The sequence below is a fragment of the Halodesulfovibrio oceani subsp. galateae genome (assembly GCF_055397225.1).
Window position 1 is genome coordinate 1,656,871 of record NZ_AP042453.1, and the last position, 20,584, is coordinate 1,677,454.

20 protein-coding genes, 1 tRNA gene and 1 other RNA gene are annotated in these 20,584 nt (G+C 45.0%); 20 read left to right on the forward strand and 2 right to left on the reverse strand.

The features are described from left to right. Positions 1–29: 29 nt before the first annotated feature. From ACZ5V1_RS07310 to ispD, 20 genes are all read left to right on the forward strand, one after another. Complete coding sequence (locus tag ACZ5V1_RS07310) at positions 30–1,718, forward strand: nickel-dependent hydrogenase large subunit (protein ID WP_464391299.1); 1,689 nt, start codon at positions 30–32, stop codon at positions 1,716–1,718. Positions 1,719–2,005: 287 nt separating this feature from the next. After that, positions 2,006–2,494, forward strand: coding sequence for a HyaD/HybD family hydrogenase maturation endopeptidase (locus ACZ5V1_RS07315; RefSeq protein ID WP_464391300.1), 489 nt, complete (start codon positions 2,006–2,008; stop codon positions 2,492–2,494). Between the two features lie 67 nt (positions 2,495–2,561). After that, positions 2,562–2,813, forward strand: a complete 252-nt coding sequence (locus ACZ5V1_RS07320; protein WP_160711223.1) for a HypC/HybG/HupF family hydrogenase formation chaperone — start codon at positions 2,562–2,564, stop codon at positions 2,811–2,813. A gap of 173 nt (positions 2,814–2,986) precedes the next feature. Continuing rightward, a complete protein-coding gene (gene ileS / locus ACZ5V1_RS07325) occupies positions 2,987–5,800 on the forward strand; it encodes an isoleucine--tRNA ligase (RefSeq protein WP_464391301.1) in 2,814 nt (937 codons plus the stop codon). A 311-nt stretch (positions 5,801–6,111) separates the two neighbouring features. Continuing rightward, positions 6,112–6,582: a signal peptidase II gene (gene lspA, locus ACZ5V1_RS07330; RefSeq protein ID WP_464391302.1), complete on the forward strand. Its 471-nt coding sequence runs from the start codon at positions 6,112–6,114 to the stop codon at positions 6,580–6,582. 9 nt (positions 6,583–6,591) lie between these two features. After that, positions 6,592–6,864 carry a PLD nuclease N-terminal domain-containing protein gene (locus ACZ5V1_RS07335; RefSeq protein WP_464391303.1) on the forward strand — a complete coding sequence of 91 codons (273 nt, stop codon included), beginning with the start codon at positions 6,592–6,594 and terminating at the stop codon, positions 6,862–6,864. Between the two features lie 3 nt (positions 6,865–6,867). After that, on the forward strand, positions 6,868–7,779 hold the full coding sequence (gene ybgF, locus ACZ5V1_RS07340) for a tol-pal system protein YbgF (RefSeq protein WP_464391304.1): 912 nt from the start codon (positions 6,868–6,870) through the stop codon (positions 7,777–7,779). Positions 7,780–7,799: 20 nt separating this feature from the next. Next, complete coding sequence (locus ACZ5V1_RS07345; protein ID WP_160711215.1) at positions 7,800–8,231, forward strand: NIL domain-containing protein; 432 nt, start codon at positions 7,800–7,802, stop codon at positions 8,229–8,231. A 14-nt stretch (positions 8,232–8,245) separates the two neighbouring features. Then, positions 8,246–8,755, forward strand: a complete 510-nt coding sequence (locus ACZ5V1_RS07350) for a hypothetical protein (RefSeq protein ID WP_464391305.1) — start codon at positions 8,246–8,248, stop codon at positions 8,753–8,755. A 263-nt stretch (positions 8,756–9,018) separates the two neighbouring features. Further along, positions 9,019–9,744 carry a protein phosphatase CheZ gene (locus ACZ5V1_RS07355; RefSeq protein ID WP_160711211.1) on the forward strand — a complete coding sequence of 242 codons (726 nt, stop codon included), beginning with the start codon at positions 9,019–9,021 and terminating at the stop codon, positions 9,742–9,744. 192 nt (positions 9,745–9,936) lie between these two features. Further along, positions 9,937–10,012 (forward strand) — tRNA-Ile (locus ACZ5V1_RS07360). Positions 10,013–10,442: 430 nt separating this feature from the next. Beyond that, positions 10,443–10,868 carry an RrF2 family transcriptional regulator gene (locus ACZ5V1_RS07365; RefSeq protein WP_160711115.1) on the forward strand — a complete coding sequence of 142 codons (426 nt, stop codon included), beginning with the start codon at positions 10,443–10,445 and terminating at the stop codon, positions 10,866–10,868. Positions 10,869–11,212: 344 nt separating this feature from the next. Further along, positions 11,213–11,623, forward strand: a complete 411-nt coding sequence (locus tag ACZ5V1_RS07370; RefSeq protein WP_464391306.1) for an RrF2 family transcriptional regulator — start codon at positions 11,213–11,215, stop codon at positions 11,621–11,623. 238 nt (positions 11,624–11,861) lie between these two features. Continuing rightward, the gene (gene sqr / locus ACZ5V1_RS07375; protein ID WP_464386506.1) at positions 11,862–13,100 is read left to right on the forward strand and encodes a type III sulfide quinone reductase, selenoprotein subtype; all 1,239 of its coding nucleotides are present in this window, start codon (positions 11,862–11,864) and stop codon (positions 13,098–13,100) included. An 11-nt stretch (positions 13,101–13,111) separates the two neighbouring features. Beyond that, the gene (locus ACZ5V1_RS07380; protein ID WP_464391307.1) at positions 13,112–13,717 is read left to right on the forward strand and encodes a DUF1641 domain-containing protein; all 606 of its coding nucleotides are present in this window, start codon (positions 13,112–13,114) and stop codon (positions 13,715–13,717) included. A 429-nt stretch (positions 13,718–14,146) separates the two neighbouring features. After that, positions 14,147–14,332: a hypothetical protein gene (locus ACZ5V1_RS07385; RefSeq protein WP_160711107.1), complete on the forward strand. Its 186-nt coding sequence runs from the start codon at positions 14,147–14,149 to the stop codon at positions 14,330–14,332. 398 nt (positions 14,333–14,730) lie between these two features. Beyond that, positions 14,731–15,735 (forward strand): Nif3-like dinuclear metal center hexameric protein, encoded by a 1,005-nt coding sequence (locus ACZ5V1_RS07390; RefSeq protein WP_464391308.1) that lies wholly within the window; start codon positions 14,731–14,733, stop codon positions 15,733–15,735. Positions 15,736–15,789: 54 nt separating this feature from the next. Continuing rightward, the gene (locus ACZ5V1_RS07395; RefSeq protein WP_464391309.1) at positions 15,790–16,551 is read left to right on the forward strand and encodes a zinc ribbon domain-containing protein; all 762 of its coding nucleotides are present in this window, start codon (positions 15,790–15,792) and stop codon (positions 16,549–16,551) included. Positions 16,552–16,561: 10 nt separating this feature from the next. Continuing rightward, positions 16,562–16,929, forward strand: an RNA gene (gene rnpB, locus ACZ5V1_RS07400) — RNase P RNA component class A. 84 nt (positions 16,930–17,013) lie between these two features. Continuing rightward, the gene (gene ispD, locus ACZ5V1_RS07405; RefSeq protein WP_464391310.1) at positions 17,014–18,195 is read left to right on the forward strand and encodes a 2-C-methyl-D-erythritol 4-phosphate cytidylyltransferase; all 1,182 of its coding nucleotides are present in this window, start codon (positions 17,014–17,016) and stop codon (positions 18,193–18,195) included. A gap of 92 nt (positions 18,196–18,287) precedes the next feature. Here the strand turns inward: ispD and ACZ5V1_RS07410 are convergent, their stop codons facing one another. Continuing rightward, entirely contained in the window at positions 18,288–19,316 is a 1,029-nt protein-coding gene (locus ACZ5V1_RS07410; protein ID WP_464391311.1) for a CgeB family protein, read from the reverse strand. After that, a complete protein-coding gene (locus ACZ5V1_RS07415; RefSeq protein ID WP_464391312.1) occupies positions 19,306–20,526 on the reverse strand; it encodes a glycosyltransferase family 9 protein in 1,221 nt (406 codons plus the stop codon). Before ACZ5V1_RS07415 ends, ACZ5V1_RS07410 begins: the two co-directional genes overlap by 11 nt. Positions 20,527–20,584 lie beyond the last annotated feature (58 nt).

Below are 20,584 nucleotides of genomic sequence, written 5' to 3' on the forward strand. Positions count from 1 at the left end.
ACCGATAGTCTTCCCAAGGAGCAAGATACATGAAAAGCAATTCCTCTGGATTCCCTATTACCCCACAGGGCAACAAGAGCGGCAGAGTTGTTGTTGACCCTGTCTCGCGTATCGAAGGTCATCTTCGTATCGAGGTAGAACTAAAAGATGGTAAAATTGCCAACGCATGGAGTTCTTCTACTCTATTCCGTGGGCTTGAAATAATCCTTAAAGGTCGTAAACCGGAAGATGCACAGCACTTTACCCAGCGCTCATGCGGCGTATGTACATACGTACATGGCCTTGCATCTACCCGCGCAGCTGAAGATGCCTGCAAAGTAACTATTCCGGAAAACGCTACCCTTATTCGTAACCTTGTTATGGGTTGCCAGTACATGCACGATCATCTTGTGCATTTCTATCATCTCTGCGGATTGGATTGGATCGACGTAGCCGGTGCACTTAAAGCAGACCCTAAAAAAGCTGCTGCCATCGCCAACTCAATCTCACCACGCAAAACTAAAGCTGAAGACCTCAAGGCTGTTCAAGCCACACTTAAGAAGTTTGTAGATAGCGGTCAGCTTGGCCCATTCACAAACGCTTACTTCTTAAATGGTCACGAAGGGTACTACCTGAGCCCAGAGCTCAACCTTATCGGCACAGCACACTACTTGGAAGCGCTGAAAATGCAGCTCCTTCCTGCCCGTGCTATGGCTATCTTCGGTGGTAAGAACCCGCATCCACAGTTCATGCAGGTTGGCGGCGTTACTTGTTACAAATCTTTGGAAAAAGAAAAAATCAAACAGTTCCGCGACCTGCTCATGCAGACAAAGAACTTCATTGATCAAGTCTACATCCCAGACCTCATCGCTATTGCAGGACAGTATAAAGACTGGACACAATACGGCGGTTGCCAAAACTTCCTCACCTTCGGCGAATTCCCGACAAAAGGTCAGGAGCTGGATACACGCTACTTCCCAGCCGGCATTGTTATGGGTCGTAAGTTCAGTGACGTTAAAGACTTCGACCCGGGTAAAATTGCTGAGCACGTACGCTACAGTTGGTACAAAGGCGATAAAGCATTACATCCTTATCAAGGTGAAACCGATCCTAAATACACCGATATGTTCGGTGAAGATCGATACTCCTGGATGAAAGCCCCTCGCTACGAAGATAAAGCAATGGAAACAGGCCCTCTCGCACAGGTACTCGTTGCCTACGCTAAAGGTCATCCAAAAGTTAAGCCTCTTGTTGACCACGTGATTAATACACTTGGTATTAAAGTTGAGAACCTCTACTCAACACTCGGCCGTATCGCAGCTCGCGGTATTGAAACAGCAGTTGTTGCCGAGCATTGTGTAGATATGCTGGATCAGCTTGAAGGTAACCTCGCAGCAGGCAAAAACCAGATCATCGAAGATATCGAGATGGTGGATAAAGCTGAAGGCGTTGGTTTTGTTAACGCTCCTCGTGGCGGCCTTTCACACTGGCTCAAAGTTGGCGACAAAAAAATCGACAACTTCCAGCTTGTTGTACCTTCCACATGGAACCTCGGTCCTCGCTGTGCAAACGATCTGCTGTCACCAGTAGAAGAAGCACTCGTTGGCACTCCTGTGGCAGATGCTTCACGGCCTGTTGAAATACTCAGAACTGTACACTCCTTCGATCCATGTATCGCCTGTGGCGTGCACGTTATCGACGGCGATACAAACCAAGTTCATAAGTTCAAGATCAGATAAGTAAGACTATTGCCTTCGACGGTTGAGGGAAACCCTTTGATTAAGGGTTTCCCTCAGGTCCGTTACACTCTCTTCGTCCGTAAAATTCGATGACTCGTTAACGGTCAAAGGCCTTTCTAAAACTTTTATTAGGTTAATAAAGATAACGGAAAATTATAGGTCCAACAGACTTAGTACTCCCGTTACAATAAATTACCCCTAATCGCGGTCAAGGGGGCGTCCCCCTTGCGGGTGCAGGGCAGAGCCCTTGCCCCTCGGAGAGTCGCCGACGGCCAAGGAAAATACCCATGAATAATCCTCCTGAAATTCTAGTTCTAGGCGTAGGAAACACTCTGTATACTGATGAAGGTCTTGGAGTTCGCGCTGTAGAACAGTTGTCTTCTTCCTATAATTTTTCAGAAAACGTTGCTGTATTTGATGGTGGCACCCTTGGCATGAAGCTAATGGATCACATTGTTAAGTACGACAAACTTATTGTTGTTGATGCGGTATTGTGTGGAGATGAGGCCGGTTCGATATATCGTCTTGTAGGTGAAGACCTGCGCAAGAGCCTTGGGTTTAATAACTCAATGCATCAAACTGACTTAGTGGACACACTCATTTTTTGTGAATTAATAGGAAATCGTCCTGATACTGTTGTAATCGGGATGGAACCTAGTGACTATGCAACAATGAATCTAAATCTCTCATCAGAAGTAGCTTGCAAACTCGATTCAATGTGTGACATTGTGCTTCAGGAAATTACCGAATCCGGCGGCAAGTTTTTCGTAAAGTAGCCAGTCGGAATCTATTCAAAGTATATTTTGATGAATTATCAGCATTATGCTGTTCCTAGGAGTGCTTATGTGTCTTGCAATTCCTGCTGAAGTTGTAGAAATTCAGTCTGATACCATGGCAAAGTGTCGTGTAGGTCAAAGTGAAACGTACATTGAGACCTCTACCATGCTTTTAGAAAGCCCCGCAGAAATAGGCGACTTCGTGATTGTTCACGCAGGATTCGCTCTTCGAAAGCTGGACTTTGATGAAGCTCAGGAGACATTGCGTTTGCTCAGACAAATGGCAGGAATTAATGAAAACACACCTGGCGCTTTTTAGTTTATCAATACATAGCGATCTAAGGTCTCCTGCAGAATAACTGCAGGGGACTTTTTTCTTTTGACAAATAAGTTATTTTTCTTCATCACAGCTGTGTTCTTGACTTTAGCAGGCATTTAAATCAATCTAGCTGACTTATTTCAGCAATGTTACTTCCGGAGGAAGAGATTCCCATGAGCGACTACAAAAAGACGCTGCATCTCCCAAAAACAAAATTTCCAATGAAGGCTAACCTCTCCCAGAAAGAGCCAGAAATGCTCAAAGAATGGGAAAGCAAAAAAGCCTATGATGCAATGCTCGCCGCAAGCGGCGAGAATGGTGAGTACGTCCTGCACGACGGCCCTCCATATGCTAACGGTCACCTCCACCTTGGTCACGCACTGAACAAGGTTCTTAAAGATATTATTATTAAATCTCAGAACATGCAGGGCAAAAGAGCCCCGTATATTCCGGGTTGGGACTGTCATGGTCTCCCAATTGAACTTAAAGTAGAACAGCAGCTCGGCGATAAGAAAAAAACTATCCCTGAGCATGTTTTCCGTAAAATTTGTCGCGAATACGCAGAAAAATTCGTTGGTATCCAGCGTAAAGAATTCAAGCGGCTTGGCGTACTCGGTGAGTGGGAAAAACCTTACCTCACCATGCACCCATCTTACGAAGCAGCTACTGCTCGTGAGCTTGGTCGTTTTATGGAAAAAGGTTCTGTTGCTCGTAGCAAAAAGCCTATTTACTGGTGTGCTTCCTGTAAAACTGCTCTTGCAGAAGCAGAAGTGGAATACGACGATCACGTATCTCCTTCCATCTACGTACGTTTCCCTATGAACGACGCACGAGTGAAGGAAGTATTCCCTAAAGCTGATCCAGCAAAAACATTTGCAATCATCTGGACAACCACTCCGTGGACAATTCCGGACAACATGGCAATTGCTCTTCACCCAGAGCTTGAATACAGCCTTGTTGATGTAAATGGTGACTTCTACCTGCTTGCTTCTGCACTGGTTGAAGAAAATGCTAAAACCTTTGGATGGGAAGGCTACTCTGTAGTTGGCACCACCACTGGTGACCAGCTCGAAGGCATTATTGCTAAGCACCCTATTTATGACCGCGAAGCTCCAATCTGCCTTGGTGATCATGTTACTACCGAATCCGGTACCGGTTGTGTTCACACAGCTCCGGGTCATGGTCGCGAAGACTTTGAAGTTGGTCAGAAGTACGGTCTTGAAATTTACTCCCCAATGGACGACGAAGCTCGCTTCCTCGACTCCGTTGAGTTCTTCGCAGGTCTCACTATTACCGAAGCTAACCCTAAGGTAATTGAGAAACTTGAAGAAGTTGGCAACCTTCTTCAGCAGTCCAAGGTAAAACACTCTTACCCACACTGCTGGAGATGTAAAAAACCAGTTATCTTCCGTGCTACCACTCAGTGGTTCATCACTATGGAAGCTAACGATCTTCGCAAACGCTCCCTTGAAGCAATCCGTAACGATGTGAAATGGATTCCGACATGGGGTGAAGAACGTATCTACAATATGGTTGAAAACCGCCCTGACTGGTGTATCTCCCGTCAGCGTATGTGGGGCGTACCTATCATCGCACTGCTTTGTAAAAGCTGTGACGAAGCATGGTACGATACCGACTGGGTAAAAAGCATCGTAGAGAAATTTGCAGCACATAAAACAGGTTGTGACTACTGGTTTGAGACAGATATTGCTGATCTCGTACCAGAAGGTCTTGCTTGTCCTAAGTGTGGCGGACATCATTGGAAACGCAGCAAAGACATTCTCGACGTATGGTTCGACTCCGGCACAAGTTTTGCCGCAGTTGTAGAACAGCGTCCAGAACTCAGCTTCCCTGCTGATATGTACCTTGAAGGCTCTGACCAGCACCGTGGTTGGTTCCACAGCTCCTTGCTGGCTTCCATGGGTACACGCGGATGTCCTCCGTACAAAGAAGTTCTTACTCACGGCTATGTTGTAGACGGTAACGGTAAGAAAATGTCCAAATCTGTGGGCAACGGTATTGAACCGGAAGAAGTTATCAAAAAATACGGTGCAGAAATTCTCCGTATGTGGGCTTCTTCTGTTGAATATCGCGAAGACATCCGTATCTCAGAAGAAATTCTGAGCCGCCTTGTTGACGCATACCGTCGCATTCGTAACACAAGCCGTTACCTGCTTGGCAACATCAGCGACCTTACTGCTGATGCGCTTGTTCCGTTTGAAGAAATGGAACCACTCGATCGCTACGCGGTTGACCTTGTATGCCGCGCACATGAAAGAATTCAGGCAGCATACACCGAATACGAATTCCACAAGGTGTACCATACCTTGCATAACCTGTGCACAACCGATCTTTCTTCTTTCTACTTAGATATCCTGAAAGATCGCCTTTACTCTTCTGCTGAAAACAGCAAAGAGCGTCGCTCTGCACAGACTGCAATGCTGCACATTGTTACTTTGCTTGTTCGCAACATGGCTCCAGTTCTCAGCTTCACCGCTGAGGAAGTATTCAAATACATCCCTGAAGGTCTCAAGCCGGAAGTGGAAACAGTATTTGCTCTTTCTTCCAAAGATCTGCTGCTGTTCTCCATCAGTGATGAAGAACGTGCAAACTGGGAAACCATGCTTCAGGTTCGCTCTGAAATGACCAAAGCAATTGAGCCTGTACGTAAAGAAGGTATTGTCGGCCATCCACTGGATACGCACATTACTTTGTACATGGCAGCACCTATTGCTGAAAAACTTGAAGCGCTGAAAACTGACTTGCGTTCTAACTTTATCGTTTCTCAGCTTTCTACAGCTGCTCTTGAAGACGCTCCGGCAGATGCTTTTGTATCTGATGTCGTTGAAGGTCTTAAGATTACAGTTGCAAAAGCAGAAGGCGAAAAATGCGAACGTTGCTGGATCTACAGCAATGAGCTTGGCAGCAACAGCGAACACCCTACTATTTGTCCACGTTGTACTAACGTACTTCAGACAACTGAGTAATCAAATACATTTGCCTCCGAGGGCTGAGGCTTTGCCTTAGCCCTCGCGAGAATTTATTTCTCGCATGCAGTTATTACGATGACTATTTTCCACACATCTCTTGCTCTACAAAGTAAAAAATGTTGGAAAAAGTCTGGGGAAAACTTACTGCAACAACCTTCCTCTTTCTCTATTTACAAGAGTTATGAGCAAGAATAGTTATTAAGTTTCCCTCAATTACCGGAGGCAACTGATTTTGTCATAAATTTAAGAGCCTGCCGGACTTGCGTCGGCAGGCTCTTTTTATATATGCTTCCGTACCTGGAGGTTCCATGCGCACTCGATATCTCATCGTCTACGGAATTGGTCTTATTTCCATTATTGCAGACCAGTTCACCAAATGGCTTACTGTTCAACACATTCCTCTCTGGAGTGGCTTCCCTGTTATTCCTGATTTCTTTAACCTCGTGCACGTACTCAACCGCGGTGCGGCATTCGGATTTTTGAACAACACAGAAACCAGTTGGCAAATATGGCTCTTTAGTGGTGCGGCAATTGCTGCCTGTATTGCTGTCCACCTCATGGCGCGTTCAGCAAAGCCCAACAAAATTCTTTTTACCGCTCTCGGGTTTATTCTCGGCGGGGCTGTGGGCAACCTTATCGACCGTATTAGAATCGGTGCGGTTATAGACTTTCTCGATTTTTACTATAAAAACTACCACTGGCCAGCATTCAATGTGGCAGACATTTGCATCTGTGTTGGAGCAGGCTTAATGCTTTTGACCTTTAAGGATATTACCTAGGGAGGATCCGTGACTGATTTGCTACCAATATTTAACGTATTTTCAGCGTCTGATATGCATCCTGCGCTGTTAGCCTTGGCTCTCACTCTTCCCATTTTGCCCAATTTATGGTCTATTTGGCATTCCTATAAACATGAATTTTCTTCACCTATGGAAAAATACGGCTGGATGCTGGCTGGCGTAATGCTGCCAGTGCTTGGTGGAACACTCTACCTTTTATTCGGCTTTCGACGTACCACCGGACTTGCCTCATGGGCGAAACCACCTCAACAGAGAGGATAATCCATGCGAATTGCTATTCGTGTAACTCTTGTATGTATCAGTACCCTCTTCCTACTCGCTTGCGTTAAACAGGAACAGGTTAATCTCTTAGAACGAAAGCTGTCTCAACAAGAGCAGCAAATTCTAGCACTCAACAACTCACTCGGTTCAACTTCACAGGCGCTTGATACCGTTCGTCCAGAACAGGCTGATATCTGGTCTGAATTAAAAGGCATGAAAGTGTCCTTGGCAACGATGGAAGGACAGCTTGAAGATGTGCAAACCGAAACAGGCACAGTGCCTACTCTTGAAGCGGATGTAGCAAGCATCAAGCAGCGTATTGCGCAGCTGGAAGGTGCAATACGTATGATGTCTTCACAGTTAGGTATTGAAAACCACCTTCCTGTTTCATCAACAGCTGGACAGCCAAGGGCAGTTAATCAGCAGCCTACAGGCTCCGGAACCATGCTTCCGACTCAGAATGGACAGGTAGTTCAGGGCACCTCACCAGTGGTACCTGCACCAGTTGTTCCAGCTACTCCTCCCAAAAAAGTAGCACCTGAAGACCTTGCAGAAGCATTATACAAAAGTGCGTTACAGGCATTCAATGAACGCCGCTATGAAGACGCACAGCGCATGTGGAGTGAATATGAAAAAACGTACCCAAAATCAAAACTAGCTGCGAACGCTAAGTTTTGGCAGGGTGAAGCATATTTTCAAATGAAAAACTACCCGCGCGCAACTCTGGCTTATGAGGATGTTATTAAAAAATATCCTAAAAGCAATAAGTATCCACAGGCCTTATTAAAACAGGGTCTCAGTTTTCTTAAACAAGGCAAAAAGAATGCCGGTAAGTTCCGCCTCAATCAGCTCACAGAAAAATTCCCGAAATCAATTGAGGCTAAACGCGCAAAGCAGGAACTTGCTAAACAGTAAGTGCAATATTGGTTAACATCATGACAAAAGAGTACCGTAAAAACGTTCACCTGACATTTCCGCCGACCATTTCCGGTTCACCTGTTATCTGTGACCTTACCCGAATGTTTGATCTATCTTTTAACATTCTCAAAGCACAGATCACCCCTCGTAAAGAAGGGCATATGACCGTTGAAATTATCGGAACCAAAGAAAGTTACCTAAAAGGTATCGAGTATCTGGAAAAAAACCGCATTGTTGTAACGCCTGTTACTCAGCGAATCTCCCGTGATGAAGATTCCTGCATGCACTGTGGTATGTGCACGGCAATCTGTCCTAATGGTTCTCTTTATGTTGATCGTGAAAAGCGCGTTATCGTGTTTGATATTGATCACTGTACCGCTTGTGGCATGTGCGTAAAAGTCTGCCCTGTTAACGCTATGCATATTGATGCTGAAAACGGAATGATCTAACACCGGAGTTGTCTATGGAAAAACGAGAATTTGCATCCATCTCATTGTACCTCAAAGGCCGTTTACGCCTTCTCAAAGATAAAGATGAGCCGTCCCGTTTTTCCGGTTTCGGTCTTTCTGATTCCGCAGCGGATGCTGAAGAACTCACGAACTCGCATACGCCGGAAGCCATGGTTTCGTTTCTGCTCAACATGAATACAAAACTTGATGCTATTCTCTCTCATCTGAAGCACGATCAACTTGAAATAGACTTTCCAAGTCCAATTGAAGTTATCGAACTCAGCGGAGCTGATCTTACCATCAAGAACACACATGGATTAGCTGAAGGCACGCACATTGAGCTGCTTGTTTTCTTAAGTGACTTCCCACTGAGTGTTGCAGGCGCTTGCGGGCGTATCAGCAAGGCAGACAATGCAACTGCTATTGTTGAATTTGACAGAATCAGCGCAGAAGACAGAGAAAAAATCGTTCATCACGTTTTTGTTGAAGAACGAAGACAAATCCGAACCCAGCGACTTACGTAACGGCTGTACACACAGCCACACAAAGACGCACTGGTTATCGTAATAAATAAGCCCTCGTGTTGATTTCAACATGAGGGCTTTTTCTATGTTCCGTATGCATCCCACGATATCACTATATGCCCTAACCCCCTGCATGCACCGCCTGCAACAGGAAAACAACGCATAAGCCGTTGCTTTTCAGACAATAATTATTCATAGTTACACCGTTTCTAAGGGTATTTCCTTATTTTGCACATCAACGACGCCTCAGGGGGACTTTTTCTATGAATACTTCAGACACTTCTGTAATGGATGAAATTCTCAATCGCGTTTCCAATCAGCTCGCGAACAGTATTACCCAGACCATTACCAACAGTGTAGAAAATACCCTAAGTGAGCATCTGACCCAGTCATTGCTGGAAGGTGAATTCTACAAAAAACTCAGTGTTGAAATGCACGAGGGTCTTCAGTCTATTTACTCAGAAATTACTGCTCCGGATGAACAAGAACAAAATGCCTCTGAAGAAAAAAAAGCTACACAGCTTTTCGGAGAAGCTTCTGAACAGTTAGATGCTGTATATAAAACTCTCGAAAATGCCACCGATGACATTATGACCATTGTTGAGCAACAGATTCAAATGCGCGAACTTGCCCTTGCTCACCTCCAAAGCGCACAACGCGCTCTGCCGGATAACAAGGACTTAGCCGCACTGACTTCTCTTGAAGACAAACTAAGCCAGAATATGAATGAAATTATGACTGCGCTTAGCTTTCAGGATCTCGCAGGACAACGCATCCTTCGCATCATCGGTGCATTACAGAACCTAAAAACTACAGTATTTGATCTCTACTCAACCAGCGATTTCATTGCAGTTAAAAAAGCCGAAAAAGATTCACAGTCTAAGCAGACTGATCTTACAGATAAAGTTGAAAATTCAGAACTCAAGGGGCCTAGCGAAGTTTCATCACAATCTGACGTAGATAATTTACTCGCTTCCCTTGGACTTTAGATTTTACAGGATGGGGATTACTTTTTTCTGTATTTCTTGTATGTTACCTTCTGCATCAATTCATAAGGGCTTATAAATAGCCACAGACTGTACAAGAAAAAGCGCTGAGACGTGCATCTATAGTAACTTTTTGACGATTTGCAATTGACAGTGAGTTACCAAGGTGTTAGCTACTCTTCCTCAGCACATAGAGGGCCTATAGCTCAGTTGGCAGAGCCTCCGGCTCATAACCGGCAGGTCGCAGGTTCAAATCCTGCTAGGCCCACCAGCATTCAAACGCTTGCGGAAATTTCCGCAAGCGTTTTTTTGGTATTCTATGACCAAAAACTCAAAGCAAAACCTTCCCCTCAACAATCCTGCATATGATCCTTCGGAAAAACTCAAAAGACTATTTCTACGGCGGATCAATCACAGCTTTCCCTACGTCGCCTGTAAGATCTTTATGCCATACCATACGGAAGTCACCAAACATTGCATTTACACGGCACACCCACTACATACTAAAAAATTCCTATTACAACTTATGTGTAATATTGATCTCAGATGTAAAAGCTGTATACACTGTTAAGCAATATTCATTACAGGTTGAATCGGGTTAAACCCGCAGCCTGCCTTGACGAGAAGCACTTACTAACGTAGTACTCTCATCAAATATCGACACGCAATTAATAGACTTCGTAATTTAAGGGGCATAATTAATGAAGCTTTCTGCGCGTACTCGCTATGCTGTCCGAATTTTAGTAAAATTGGGAAGGCATGGCACTGATTCTCCATTGAAAACCACTTCTCTATCCGAATCTTCCGGAGTTTCCGTTCAGTTCATTGAACAAATCCTGCGTCCTCTCAAAAAAGCTGGGCTCATTACAAGCATGCGCGGCGCTGCCGGCGGACATATGCTTGCTAAAACGCCTGATACTATTTCTGTAGGTGACGTGATTCGCATAATGGAAGGACATGTAGGACTTACCGCTTGTTGCGACAAAAAACTTGCCGACGACTGTCCACGCAAAGAGTTCTGTACAACTCGTAGCGTTTGGATGAAAGCTTCTCAAGTTTTAGAGAACGAGCTTAACTCAATATCTCTACAAGACATTATAGATGGGAAAGTTCATCCTATTGAATAGTCTTTAACACTTTTGCTTTCGTATTTTTTGCATTGCAACATGCTATGGATACGGCATAAACAACAACGCCCTGCTATTTCTTATAGCAGGGCGTTGTTGTTTTTTATTATCACCACTTCTTCTATATATTACTGTAACCGCCTTCACTGCTTACCTATAGTTGCCTTTCCTTGATATTTCCTTCTCCCTAACCCCCTATAATACGCACCACTATTTTTTAGAATCCTTGTTGACACCCCCCTCTGATTCAGCTATTTCCGACCTATCTAATCCGGATTAAATTAATCTGGATTACAAAGGTAGGAATTAAACAGCGACTACACACCAGCCCCAAGGAGCAAGTCATGCGTATATCTACAACTGCACATAATGCATCGTTACTGCTAGCACATCTTGCTCTACAGGATGGCAATAAACCAGTTCCAGCTGCAACTTTGTCTAATAAAACAGGCATCTCTGTTAAATTCATCGAAAAAATTATTCGTTCATTAAAATCTGCCGGAATGGTGAGAAGCGTACGCGGCGTTGCCGGAGGCCACATCCTCTGCAGACGCCCTGAAGACGTGACCCTTGCACAGGTTTTACGAGTAATCGAAGGCGGAGTAATTGCCCCTACTCTGCAAGCTGATGATGCCGTTATTCCGACTCAGGTTGTTGGTTCATGGGATAGTGTAGCGCAAGCATTAGAAGACACACTTGAGAAAATTACTCTTGCTGATCTGATGCAGAGTCACGCCTCAAGCTACAGCCAATAATTTTTTGTTTTTGGTGACATGCAGGGAGCACGAGATGCGACACACTCCATCCCCCTTCCGATGTTACCCACCATTGTAAATAGATTCAGGAAAAAACGTTTGCGTTGCCGCATGTCCCCGTTTTTTCCGTGAAGATAATGTTGCTTTAAAAATCGTCTAAAAATGACGTAACCGCTTACTGGTGGGAAATTACCCCGCAAGTAAGACTACTTCACTGATATGTAAGAGGAGATCAGGCATGAAGAAACTACTTATTCTCGGTTCAGGCTGTGGCGGCACAATGATTGCCGCAAAAATGCGTAAGCAGCTTGCTGAGAAAGAATGGGATATCACCATCATCGACCGTGACCCGATGCACCACTACCAGCCAGGCTGGCTGTTCGTGCCTTTCGGTGTGTACACTCCAGGTGATTGCGTGAAGCCAAAGGCTGAATTTATCCCTAAAGGTGTTAACTTCGTACTGGATACCATTACCAATATTGATCCTAAGAACAAAGTTGTTACCACTAAAGAAAGCAAGTACGATTACGATTGGATCGTAGTTGGTACTGGCTGTCGCGTTGTGCCGGAAGAAGTTGAAGGCATGATGGATGACTGGCGTGGCGACATTCACGATTTCTACACCCCTGATGGTGCAGCGGCTCTTATGCCTAAAATGCACGAATTCACCAAGGGTAAGCTTATTCTTAACATTGCTGAGACACCGTACAAATGTCCAGTTGCTCCACTTGAATTCCTCTACATGGCTGACGACTTTTTCAAAAAGCGCGGCGTTCGTGACAACATTGAAATCGAACTCGTTACCCCGCTTACTGGTGCATTCACCAAGTCTGTAGCTAACCGAATTCTTGGCGGCCTCTGTAAAGAAAAAGGCATTAACATCGTACCTAACTTTGTTTTGGACAGCGTTGACGCTAAAAACAAAGCTCTTGTTGACGTAATGGGTGAAGAAAGAAACTACGACTTGCTCGTATCTATTCCACCTAACTTCGGTCAGCAGGTTCTCGAAGATTCCGGCATCGGTGATGCAATGTGCTTCGTACCTACCGACAACCACACTCTCAAAGCTGAAGAGCACGAGAACATGTACGTTATCGGTGACGCAACCAACGTTCCAACCTCTAAAGCTGGTTCCGTTGCCCACTTCGAATGCGACATCATCTGCGAAAACCTCACTGCTGAAATCAACGGTAACGCACCGCACCACAAATTTGATGGTCACTCAAACTGCTTTATTGTTACCAGCCTCGAGAAAGCTTCCCTTATCGACTTTAACTACGAAACTGAGCCACTTCCAGGTAAGTTCCCGCTTCCAGGTGTTGGACCATTCGATCTTCTCGGCGACACACGTATGAACTACTACGGTAAACAGATGTTCCGTTGGGTTTACTACAACCTCATGCTGAAAGGTCACGAACTTCCATTTGAGCCAAACATGTACATGGCTGGCAAAATCGACGTTCGTAACAAAAAATAGCGGAGCTAATAATGACCAACGAAGAACTCATCTTAGCCCGCCTCGAGGTCATGGAAGAAAAAATCAGCATGATGCACAGTCGCGCTGAGACCATGGCCGATTTGGGGGCTACAGTTACCCCGATTATGCGGGACACGCTCCACAACGTAATGCTCGGAGAGCTTGATTCTCTTCAGCACCGTTGCGAGCTCAATGACATCACTGCCCTGTTGAAACGCTTTGTAATGAGCGTTCGCAACATCACATGGGCACTTGAGCGTCTTGACGATCTCGTAGACATCTGGTCGCTTACTGAGCCTATGATAAAGCCTACTTTCCTTGCTGGAATCGAAAAATTTCAGGAACTGGACGAAAAAGGTGTATTCAAGTCTATTGGTGCACTTACTGAATCCATGGGCAAAATCACTGAGCAATACTCTCCGGAAGAAATCGGCCGTATGGGCGATGGTCTGGTAGTACTTGCCGGACTTCTTGAAAAAATGGGCGATGCAGACCTTAAAAATGCACAGCCTGTCAGCCCGCTTGGTATGGTTGGAAAACTCCATTCCAAAGAATCCAAGCAGGCACTTGGCCTCGTTATGGAACTTCTTTCCACACTCGGTAAAGAAAAAGCATAACAAACAATACCCCAATGTTAAAAAGCCCTCTACTTTACGTAGAGGGCTTTTTTTATTGAGCATAAACACTGTCACACAATGAGCGCCTTACTCTCTTTTTTTAAATTCCTACAAATTTAGTAGGAAAAAGGTTGAAGCAAGCTTTTCTATGTTGTAGCGTTATTTCCATACAGTGAGTTTTTGGTACTCACATTGGGAACAGTGATAACTATACATTTTATCATATTGTTCCATTTGACATCATTTAGAAGCCTGAATGATGTGCGTGTTGATATTTTTTTGTGTTCAAATCATACCTTGCTAGTATGATTTAGGGTATAATCTCATTGTACAAATACAGGCAGTGGCGACTGTCCATTTTGTACAACGTTCATTTATCAGATTATCAAAAATCTGTTCATGGGCACGCTCAACCAGGAGGAAAGGGAAATGGTACAACCTAAAACTGCAAACGCCCCTAAAGATTGGAATGACCTTTGGGAGCCACAAAACAAAGATCGCTGGATTAAAAAAGCTGCTGAGCGCATTAACTGTGCGAACGAGACAAAAGACGAAAGCGCTGTAAACAGGCCAATGGATTGGGACATGTGGCAGCCGAGTAAAAAAAGACAGTAATTTTCTTTGATCCTCTTGAAAAAAAGTTTTCGAGAGGATCAATACTTTTATAAAAACACTCACCTCCAATCCATAAGCATTTCCCCCCTGCACCCCATTCTCCGCGATAAATATCTTCAACTTTCATTCCGGCCTTAAAGCACGGTTTGCATACTTTTCTTGACCATCCTCATATGTTATGTCATAGCACACATCCGCTTTACGACACGCAAAGAATAGTGCCGATTGCATATAGTCAACAATAAGTCAGAGCATTGCTAAAAAAGACGTAACCGCTGCTGCAAGCAGAACACCGCTTTTTTTCCCTATTGCTGGATTTATTCTTAGTTTTCGTTGATACTAACGCTGTTTTACAGGCGACACATTTTACCGCCTTTCTAACTTGCTGAGAGAGAGTCATGAAAACAACTGACCTTATCAAAAAAATCGAAGATACAGCTATACTTTGTGGTGCGGCTTCGTGGGATAACTGTGGCGTGCAGATTCCCAATCGAAGAAAAAAAGTACATAGACTTGCTCTTGCGCTTGATCCTACTGAATACACTATTCAGACAGCCATAGCACAGGGAGCGGATTTTGTACTCACGCATCATCCTTTGCTGATGAAGCCCCGGTACTTAAACAAACTTGATACACATTTTTCAATTGTATCAGCGCTCATTGAGAATGATATGTGCCTTTACAGTGCACATACGTCGCTTGATGCAAACCCCGAAGGACCGGCGGGATGGCTGGCACGTGCGCTTGAACTGCAAAATTGTAAACTGCTTGGCACTTCCTGTACGGTTGAACCGGAAGCAATAGCATTTACACCTTCGCATGACATCGCAGCAAGCTCTATGCTTTATGAATGGGAGAATAACCCAAAAATTCATAGCGTGCGGCACATTGATCAAATGATCAATGTAACATATAGTAAAGAGCACAGAAGCACAGTCCTTGCTCAGCTTGCAGCTGATTTGGACGAGTTGCCAATTTTTATACCTTCTACACCTGATACAGAGTCTCGAAGCCTCGGCTTTGGCACCATTGGCACTTTGCCAAAACCTGTATCTTTTGGCATATTCGCTGAGCAACTTGCCTCAGTGGTGGATCGTGATTATTGGGTAAAGAGCGGCCCTATTCCTGAAACAGTATCTAAGGTTGCTTACTGTACAGGATCTGGTAGTGATTTTGCCCCTAAAGCGTTTGCCATGGGTGCGGATGTGTTTATTACTGGTGATGTCAAATATCATTCTGCTCTGGATACAACCGGATGCATTCTTGATGTTGGGCATTTCAGTCTCGAAGAAGAAATGATGCGCCAGTTTGCCTTGCAGCTTGCAGGAGAACTGGATGACATAGAAATATTTTTCCTGCCCGCGCAGGATCCAATGCGTTTGATCGGTCCATTCGCAGAATAGAAATTTCACAGTGTCGGCAAGTCCGAACCCTATGGTTTTCAGGAGGAAAAAACCTTGAGCCTGTATCTAAAGCAAATCGAACAGCTCGTTGCATTGCAGCTTGTTGATGATGAAATCCTTGGTATCACAAGTGAACTTGATGAAGCTCCAAAAGAAGTTGAAGCTCTTCAAACACGCTTTGATGCGCTTGAAAACCAGCGCAATAACTTCCTTGAGAAGATTGATCATCTCAAAGGACAGGAAAAACGCATTAACTCTGAGATCGAAAACGACGCTCTCAAAGTTAAAAAAAGTAAGTCCAAACTCATGCTCGTTGGTAACACCAAAGAGTATCACGCAATGATGCGTGAAATGGACAACCTTGAGAAGCTTAACCGTCTTCGTGAAGAAGAAAAATTTGCTCTCTCTGAAGAACTTGAGCGCCAGCAGATGGCAGTTGCCGACATGGATGAACGCTACGGCATCATCAAAGAGGACTTGGAAGAGAAAAAAGCCAGCCTCAAACAGCGTGTCGAAGAAGCAAGCAAAGTTCTCGATAAGCTTGATAAAAAACGTAACGTTGCAGGTAAAGAAGTTCCGACTCCTATCCTTAGCCGTTACGAATTTATCCGCTCTCGTTTGGACAACCCAGTTATCGTTTCTGTTAGAGAACAGATATGTAACGGTTGTCACATTGCGATTCCACCACAGAGCTACATTGAGCTTCAGAAGGGTCATCAGATCCTTAGCTGCCCTAACTGCCAGCGTCTGATCTACTGGTCAGAGCACTTCGCAAGCGAAGCAGATAAAGCAGCAGCTGCAGCAGCAGAAGCGTAAACATATTTTTGGAGTTGGACAGGTTATCGTCGCGCACTTTTTTGTGCGGGGAGGAAAGTCCGGGCTCTAAAGGGCAGAGCGCTGGGTAACGCCCAGGGGGAGTGATCCTCGGAGAGTGCCACAGAAAGCAAACCGCCTAAGCAGGTTACTGCCGGTAAGGTTGAAACGGTGAGGTAAGAGCTCACCAGGTATCATGGTGACATGGTAGGCTAGGTAAACCCCGTTCAGAGCAAGACCAAATAGGGAAACAGTTACGACCGGCCCGGTCGTTGTTTTCGGGTAGGTTGCTTGAGGTTATGAGTAATCATAACCCTAGACGAATGATAACCGCCCTCGCAAGGGGGAGACAAAACCCGGCTTATAGTCCTGACTCCATATTTTAAAAAAAGGGTGCTTTGCACCCTTTTTTTATATGCTATACTTTTTTATTACTACCACTGCACAATATGTAAGGAATTCCCCATGCATTGTTGGTCCATCATTCTTGCTGCCGGTTCCGGCACACGTCTCTCTGCAGCCACTAACGGCATTAAAAAGCAGTTCTTGGAATGGAAAGGCGCTCCGCTCTTCTGGCATTCTGCAATCACGTTCTCTCATACAACACGTATGCGTGGACTCCTCTTTGTTTTCCCTGAAGAAGATATTGAAGAAGCAACAGAAACACTGACAAAGCTTGATTTTGGACGCAGACTTGGTCTGCCTTGGAAAGTGGTAGCAGGTGGCGCACGTAGACAAGATTCAGTTTACAACGGACTACAGGCTCTGCCTTCAGAATGCACACACGTACTAGTGCATGACGCAGCTCGCCCGTTCTTCTCCACAGCGCTCACAAACACACTGCTTGATTCTCTCAAAGCTGGTTCTCAAGCTGTAATTCCTGCAATTCCAGTAACAGACACCATTAAAGTGACCGAGAACAACGCCATCAGCCACACACTTGACCGCTCTACTCTTCGAGCTTGTCAGACTCCGCAAGGTTTTGACAAAAAAATGCTCATCGATGTGCACGACAAGTGCGACGAAGAAGGCTGGGAAGTAACAGACGATGCTTCCATTGCCGAACAGGCAGGATTCACCGTTGCCATAGTGGAAGGCGAAACAAAAAACTGCAAAATCACAAATCCGGAAGACCTTACCATGATCGAATCTAAACAGGCTGTCATGCCCGTTCCTGTTACCGGTTGGGGATACGATGTCCACCGTTACGGTGAAGGACGTCCTATGAAGCTTGGCGGCATTCCTATTCAAGGTGGCCCTCAGGTTGTGGCTCACTCTGATGGTGATGTTCTGCTTCACGCTCTGTGTGACGCACTCCTCGGTTGCATGGGTGACGGCGATATTGGAGAGCATTTTCCGGATTCTTCAGAACAGTTTGACAATATTTCAAGCGGCGTACTCCTCAACGAAGTGTACGACAAATTTCTCCAGCGAGGCTACAAGCTCACAAATGTAGACCTCACAATCATTGCGCAGGTTCCGCGTCTTGTGCCTTGGAAGCCGCAGATCAAGAAAAACATCTGCCGGATGCTTAAGCTTAACGATTACCAAGTGAACGTTAAAGCCACCACCGAAGAAAAGCTCGGCTTTACCGGTGAGAAAAAAGGCATAAAAGCCGTAGCAGCCGTTATGGCATTACGCAGCTAATACGTTATTTCCGCAACTTAGCTTACCTTTCATAAAATCAAAAAGGGGCTGACCTATTTACTAGGACAGCCCCTTTTTTGTTCATCAAAAATCTACTTCGAACTATCTGCAATAGCTTTCATTAGTGTATGCATCCTTTGCTCATAGGTGTGTTCTGCCAACACAAGCCGCTGTGCATTTCGTGCGTATTCCAAACGAGCATTACGGTCGTCGATAAATTCAGAAATTTGCTCAGACAGCTCTTCTGGTGACTCGAACATGACCAATTCATCGTAAGAAAACATGCCTTCCATGAGTGTCCGTTTATCAACAATCTGGAACCCGCCACAGGCGGCAATAGCAAATGTCTCCATATTTACGGCATCACCATTGCCGGTATTTGCTGAATGAATGTTTACGATAATGGCAGCATCTCTGTACAAAGCCTTACGTTCAGACCGCGTAAGAGACTGAAGCTTGCCTTGATAATATGGCATAAACTGTTCGTAACGCTCCCAGCCGTCACCCCAGAGAACCATTCCTCTGCCAATGTATGAACTTAAAGCATTAGCAATATCATCGCTAGCGTCTCCAAGAACTACAATCATATCTTCAGCTGCTGTATGCGTGCTTACAGGCGTGCAACATGCACTTTTAGCGGCGAACGGCAGATATACGGCCGAATGACCAAGCACATAAATTTCACTAATCAGCGGCTCATGCTGGATTGTTGCGACAACATTGTATCCTTCAATGACTTTTCGCCAATAAGGGAAGGAAGTGCATTCTTCAGTCATCCAACACGCTGTTGTTATTGCCTGAGCCTGTAACCCTTTTCGAACATCTGCGGTCATGGGAGACCGAGGAAAACCGAGTACAATCTTTATCTCTTTTGATTCTGCCACTGCTTTCACAGCACGGGCAATAAGATCGAAACCCTGTGCGGCTAGTGCGTCCTGATGCTCAAGCGTTATAGGTAAATGCTGGAGCGCTGAACATACAGGCAGCCATGCTTCTGTATCAAAAACGTCAACATGATGCCCTTGCTTTTCCAAAGCTTCCTTACAGCCTGTAACAATACAAGAGGTCGGATTATCGAGAGGAGGTACTATCAAAACATGTTCGCGAATCTTATTCATCATCTATCTCCTCGTCGTTCGCGCAGCTTTGCATGAGCCAATCCTGCTCTGCATAAAAATTATTGCTACCCTGCGGCACTGTTTTGCTGATTTTGGTAATACCGACAAACTCAGAAGCAATACCACGTAGTGCAAGACGCTCCACCGCATGCTCTTCTGTTCCGAAAACCGGCATATACGTCACACCAACTTCATCCAGCATGGAAACATACCCGGTCACACCTTGCGGGTAATCATCGTCGATTTTTCCAGCAAGAAAACGTTGAAGCTTTTCTTCACCGAAAACATGCATACACGCAAAATTTTCATCACAATCGTCTTTTGGGACACATGGTGCGCATGCTGTATCAGCCTGCCAGACTCTATGGCCTAAGCCATAAGGACCATTTTCCATACACCATGCTGATGAATGGAAAAATGCATTAACAGGTGTCCCTACATGCGCGGCAGCATGCATTAGAGTGGATTCCGGCGTAACAAGCATATCCAACGTACTAAGAATCTCGACATCTTCTGCAAAAGAAGTTTCAAAGCATCGGGTTACTGTTTTTGCCGCAATCTTTTCTTTAAGCAGTGGAAGCAGTTCAGCAACAAGCTGCTCGTCTGCTTTCTCACCAAAAAGAACTACGTCTGTTTCTCTACTGGCAGTACAAACGGCATTAATACATCCTGCAAGAACGGATAACGGTAAGGCTCTACCGTTCAAATCCCGTAAAACAACTCCTACTCCACCACCTTTACGCATGGCTATGGGGTTTACCATATGGGAAGGAATTGGGGACGGAACAAGGTGCGCCCAAATATCCATAGTATTCAAAAAACGCTGCCGACCGTGCACGCGAGACAAACAAGTCAGCCACGGGCTGCGATGTTCACGCCCGTTATGTCGCCAATAGCCACATATGATATCTGAAGGGAAAAGGGTCGACATCATCATATTCTCGGCAGAACCGTGTAGGTTGTACACCGCTTCAAATGATTCAAAATCCAGATCCTTAGAAACTGAATCAGTGGCCATCACGTTCATAAATTCTTTACTGAACGGAAATGGATGGAGTTCAACTTCCGGATACAAAAAGGCAGCTGCATCTTGCAGTTCTGGGGCAACACAAAGATGCACCTGTGCTTCTTTTCGACACAAAGAAAGAATAAGCCGTTTTGTCTGAAGTAAATCAGCAAGGCTACCTGATTGAATAACGCAGTATTTTTTCATAATGATTTATTACAGTAAAAATTATTTCGTTCAGTTATTGTTAATAGTGCCTTACGCA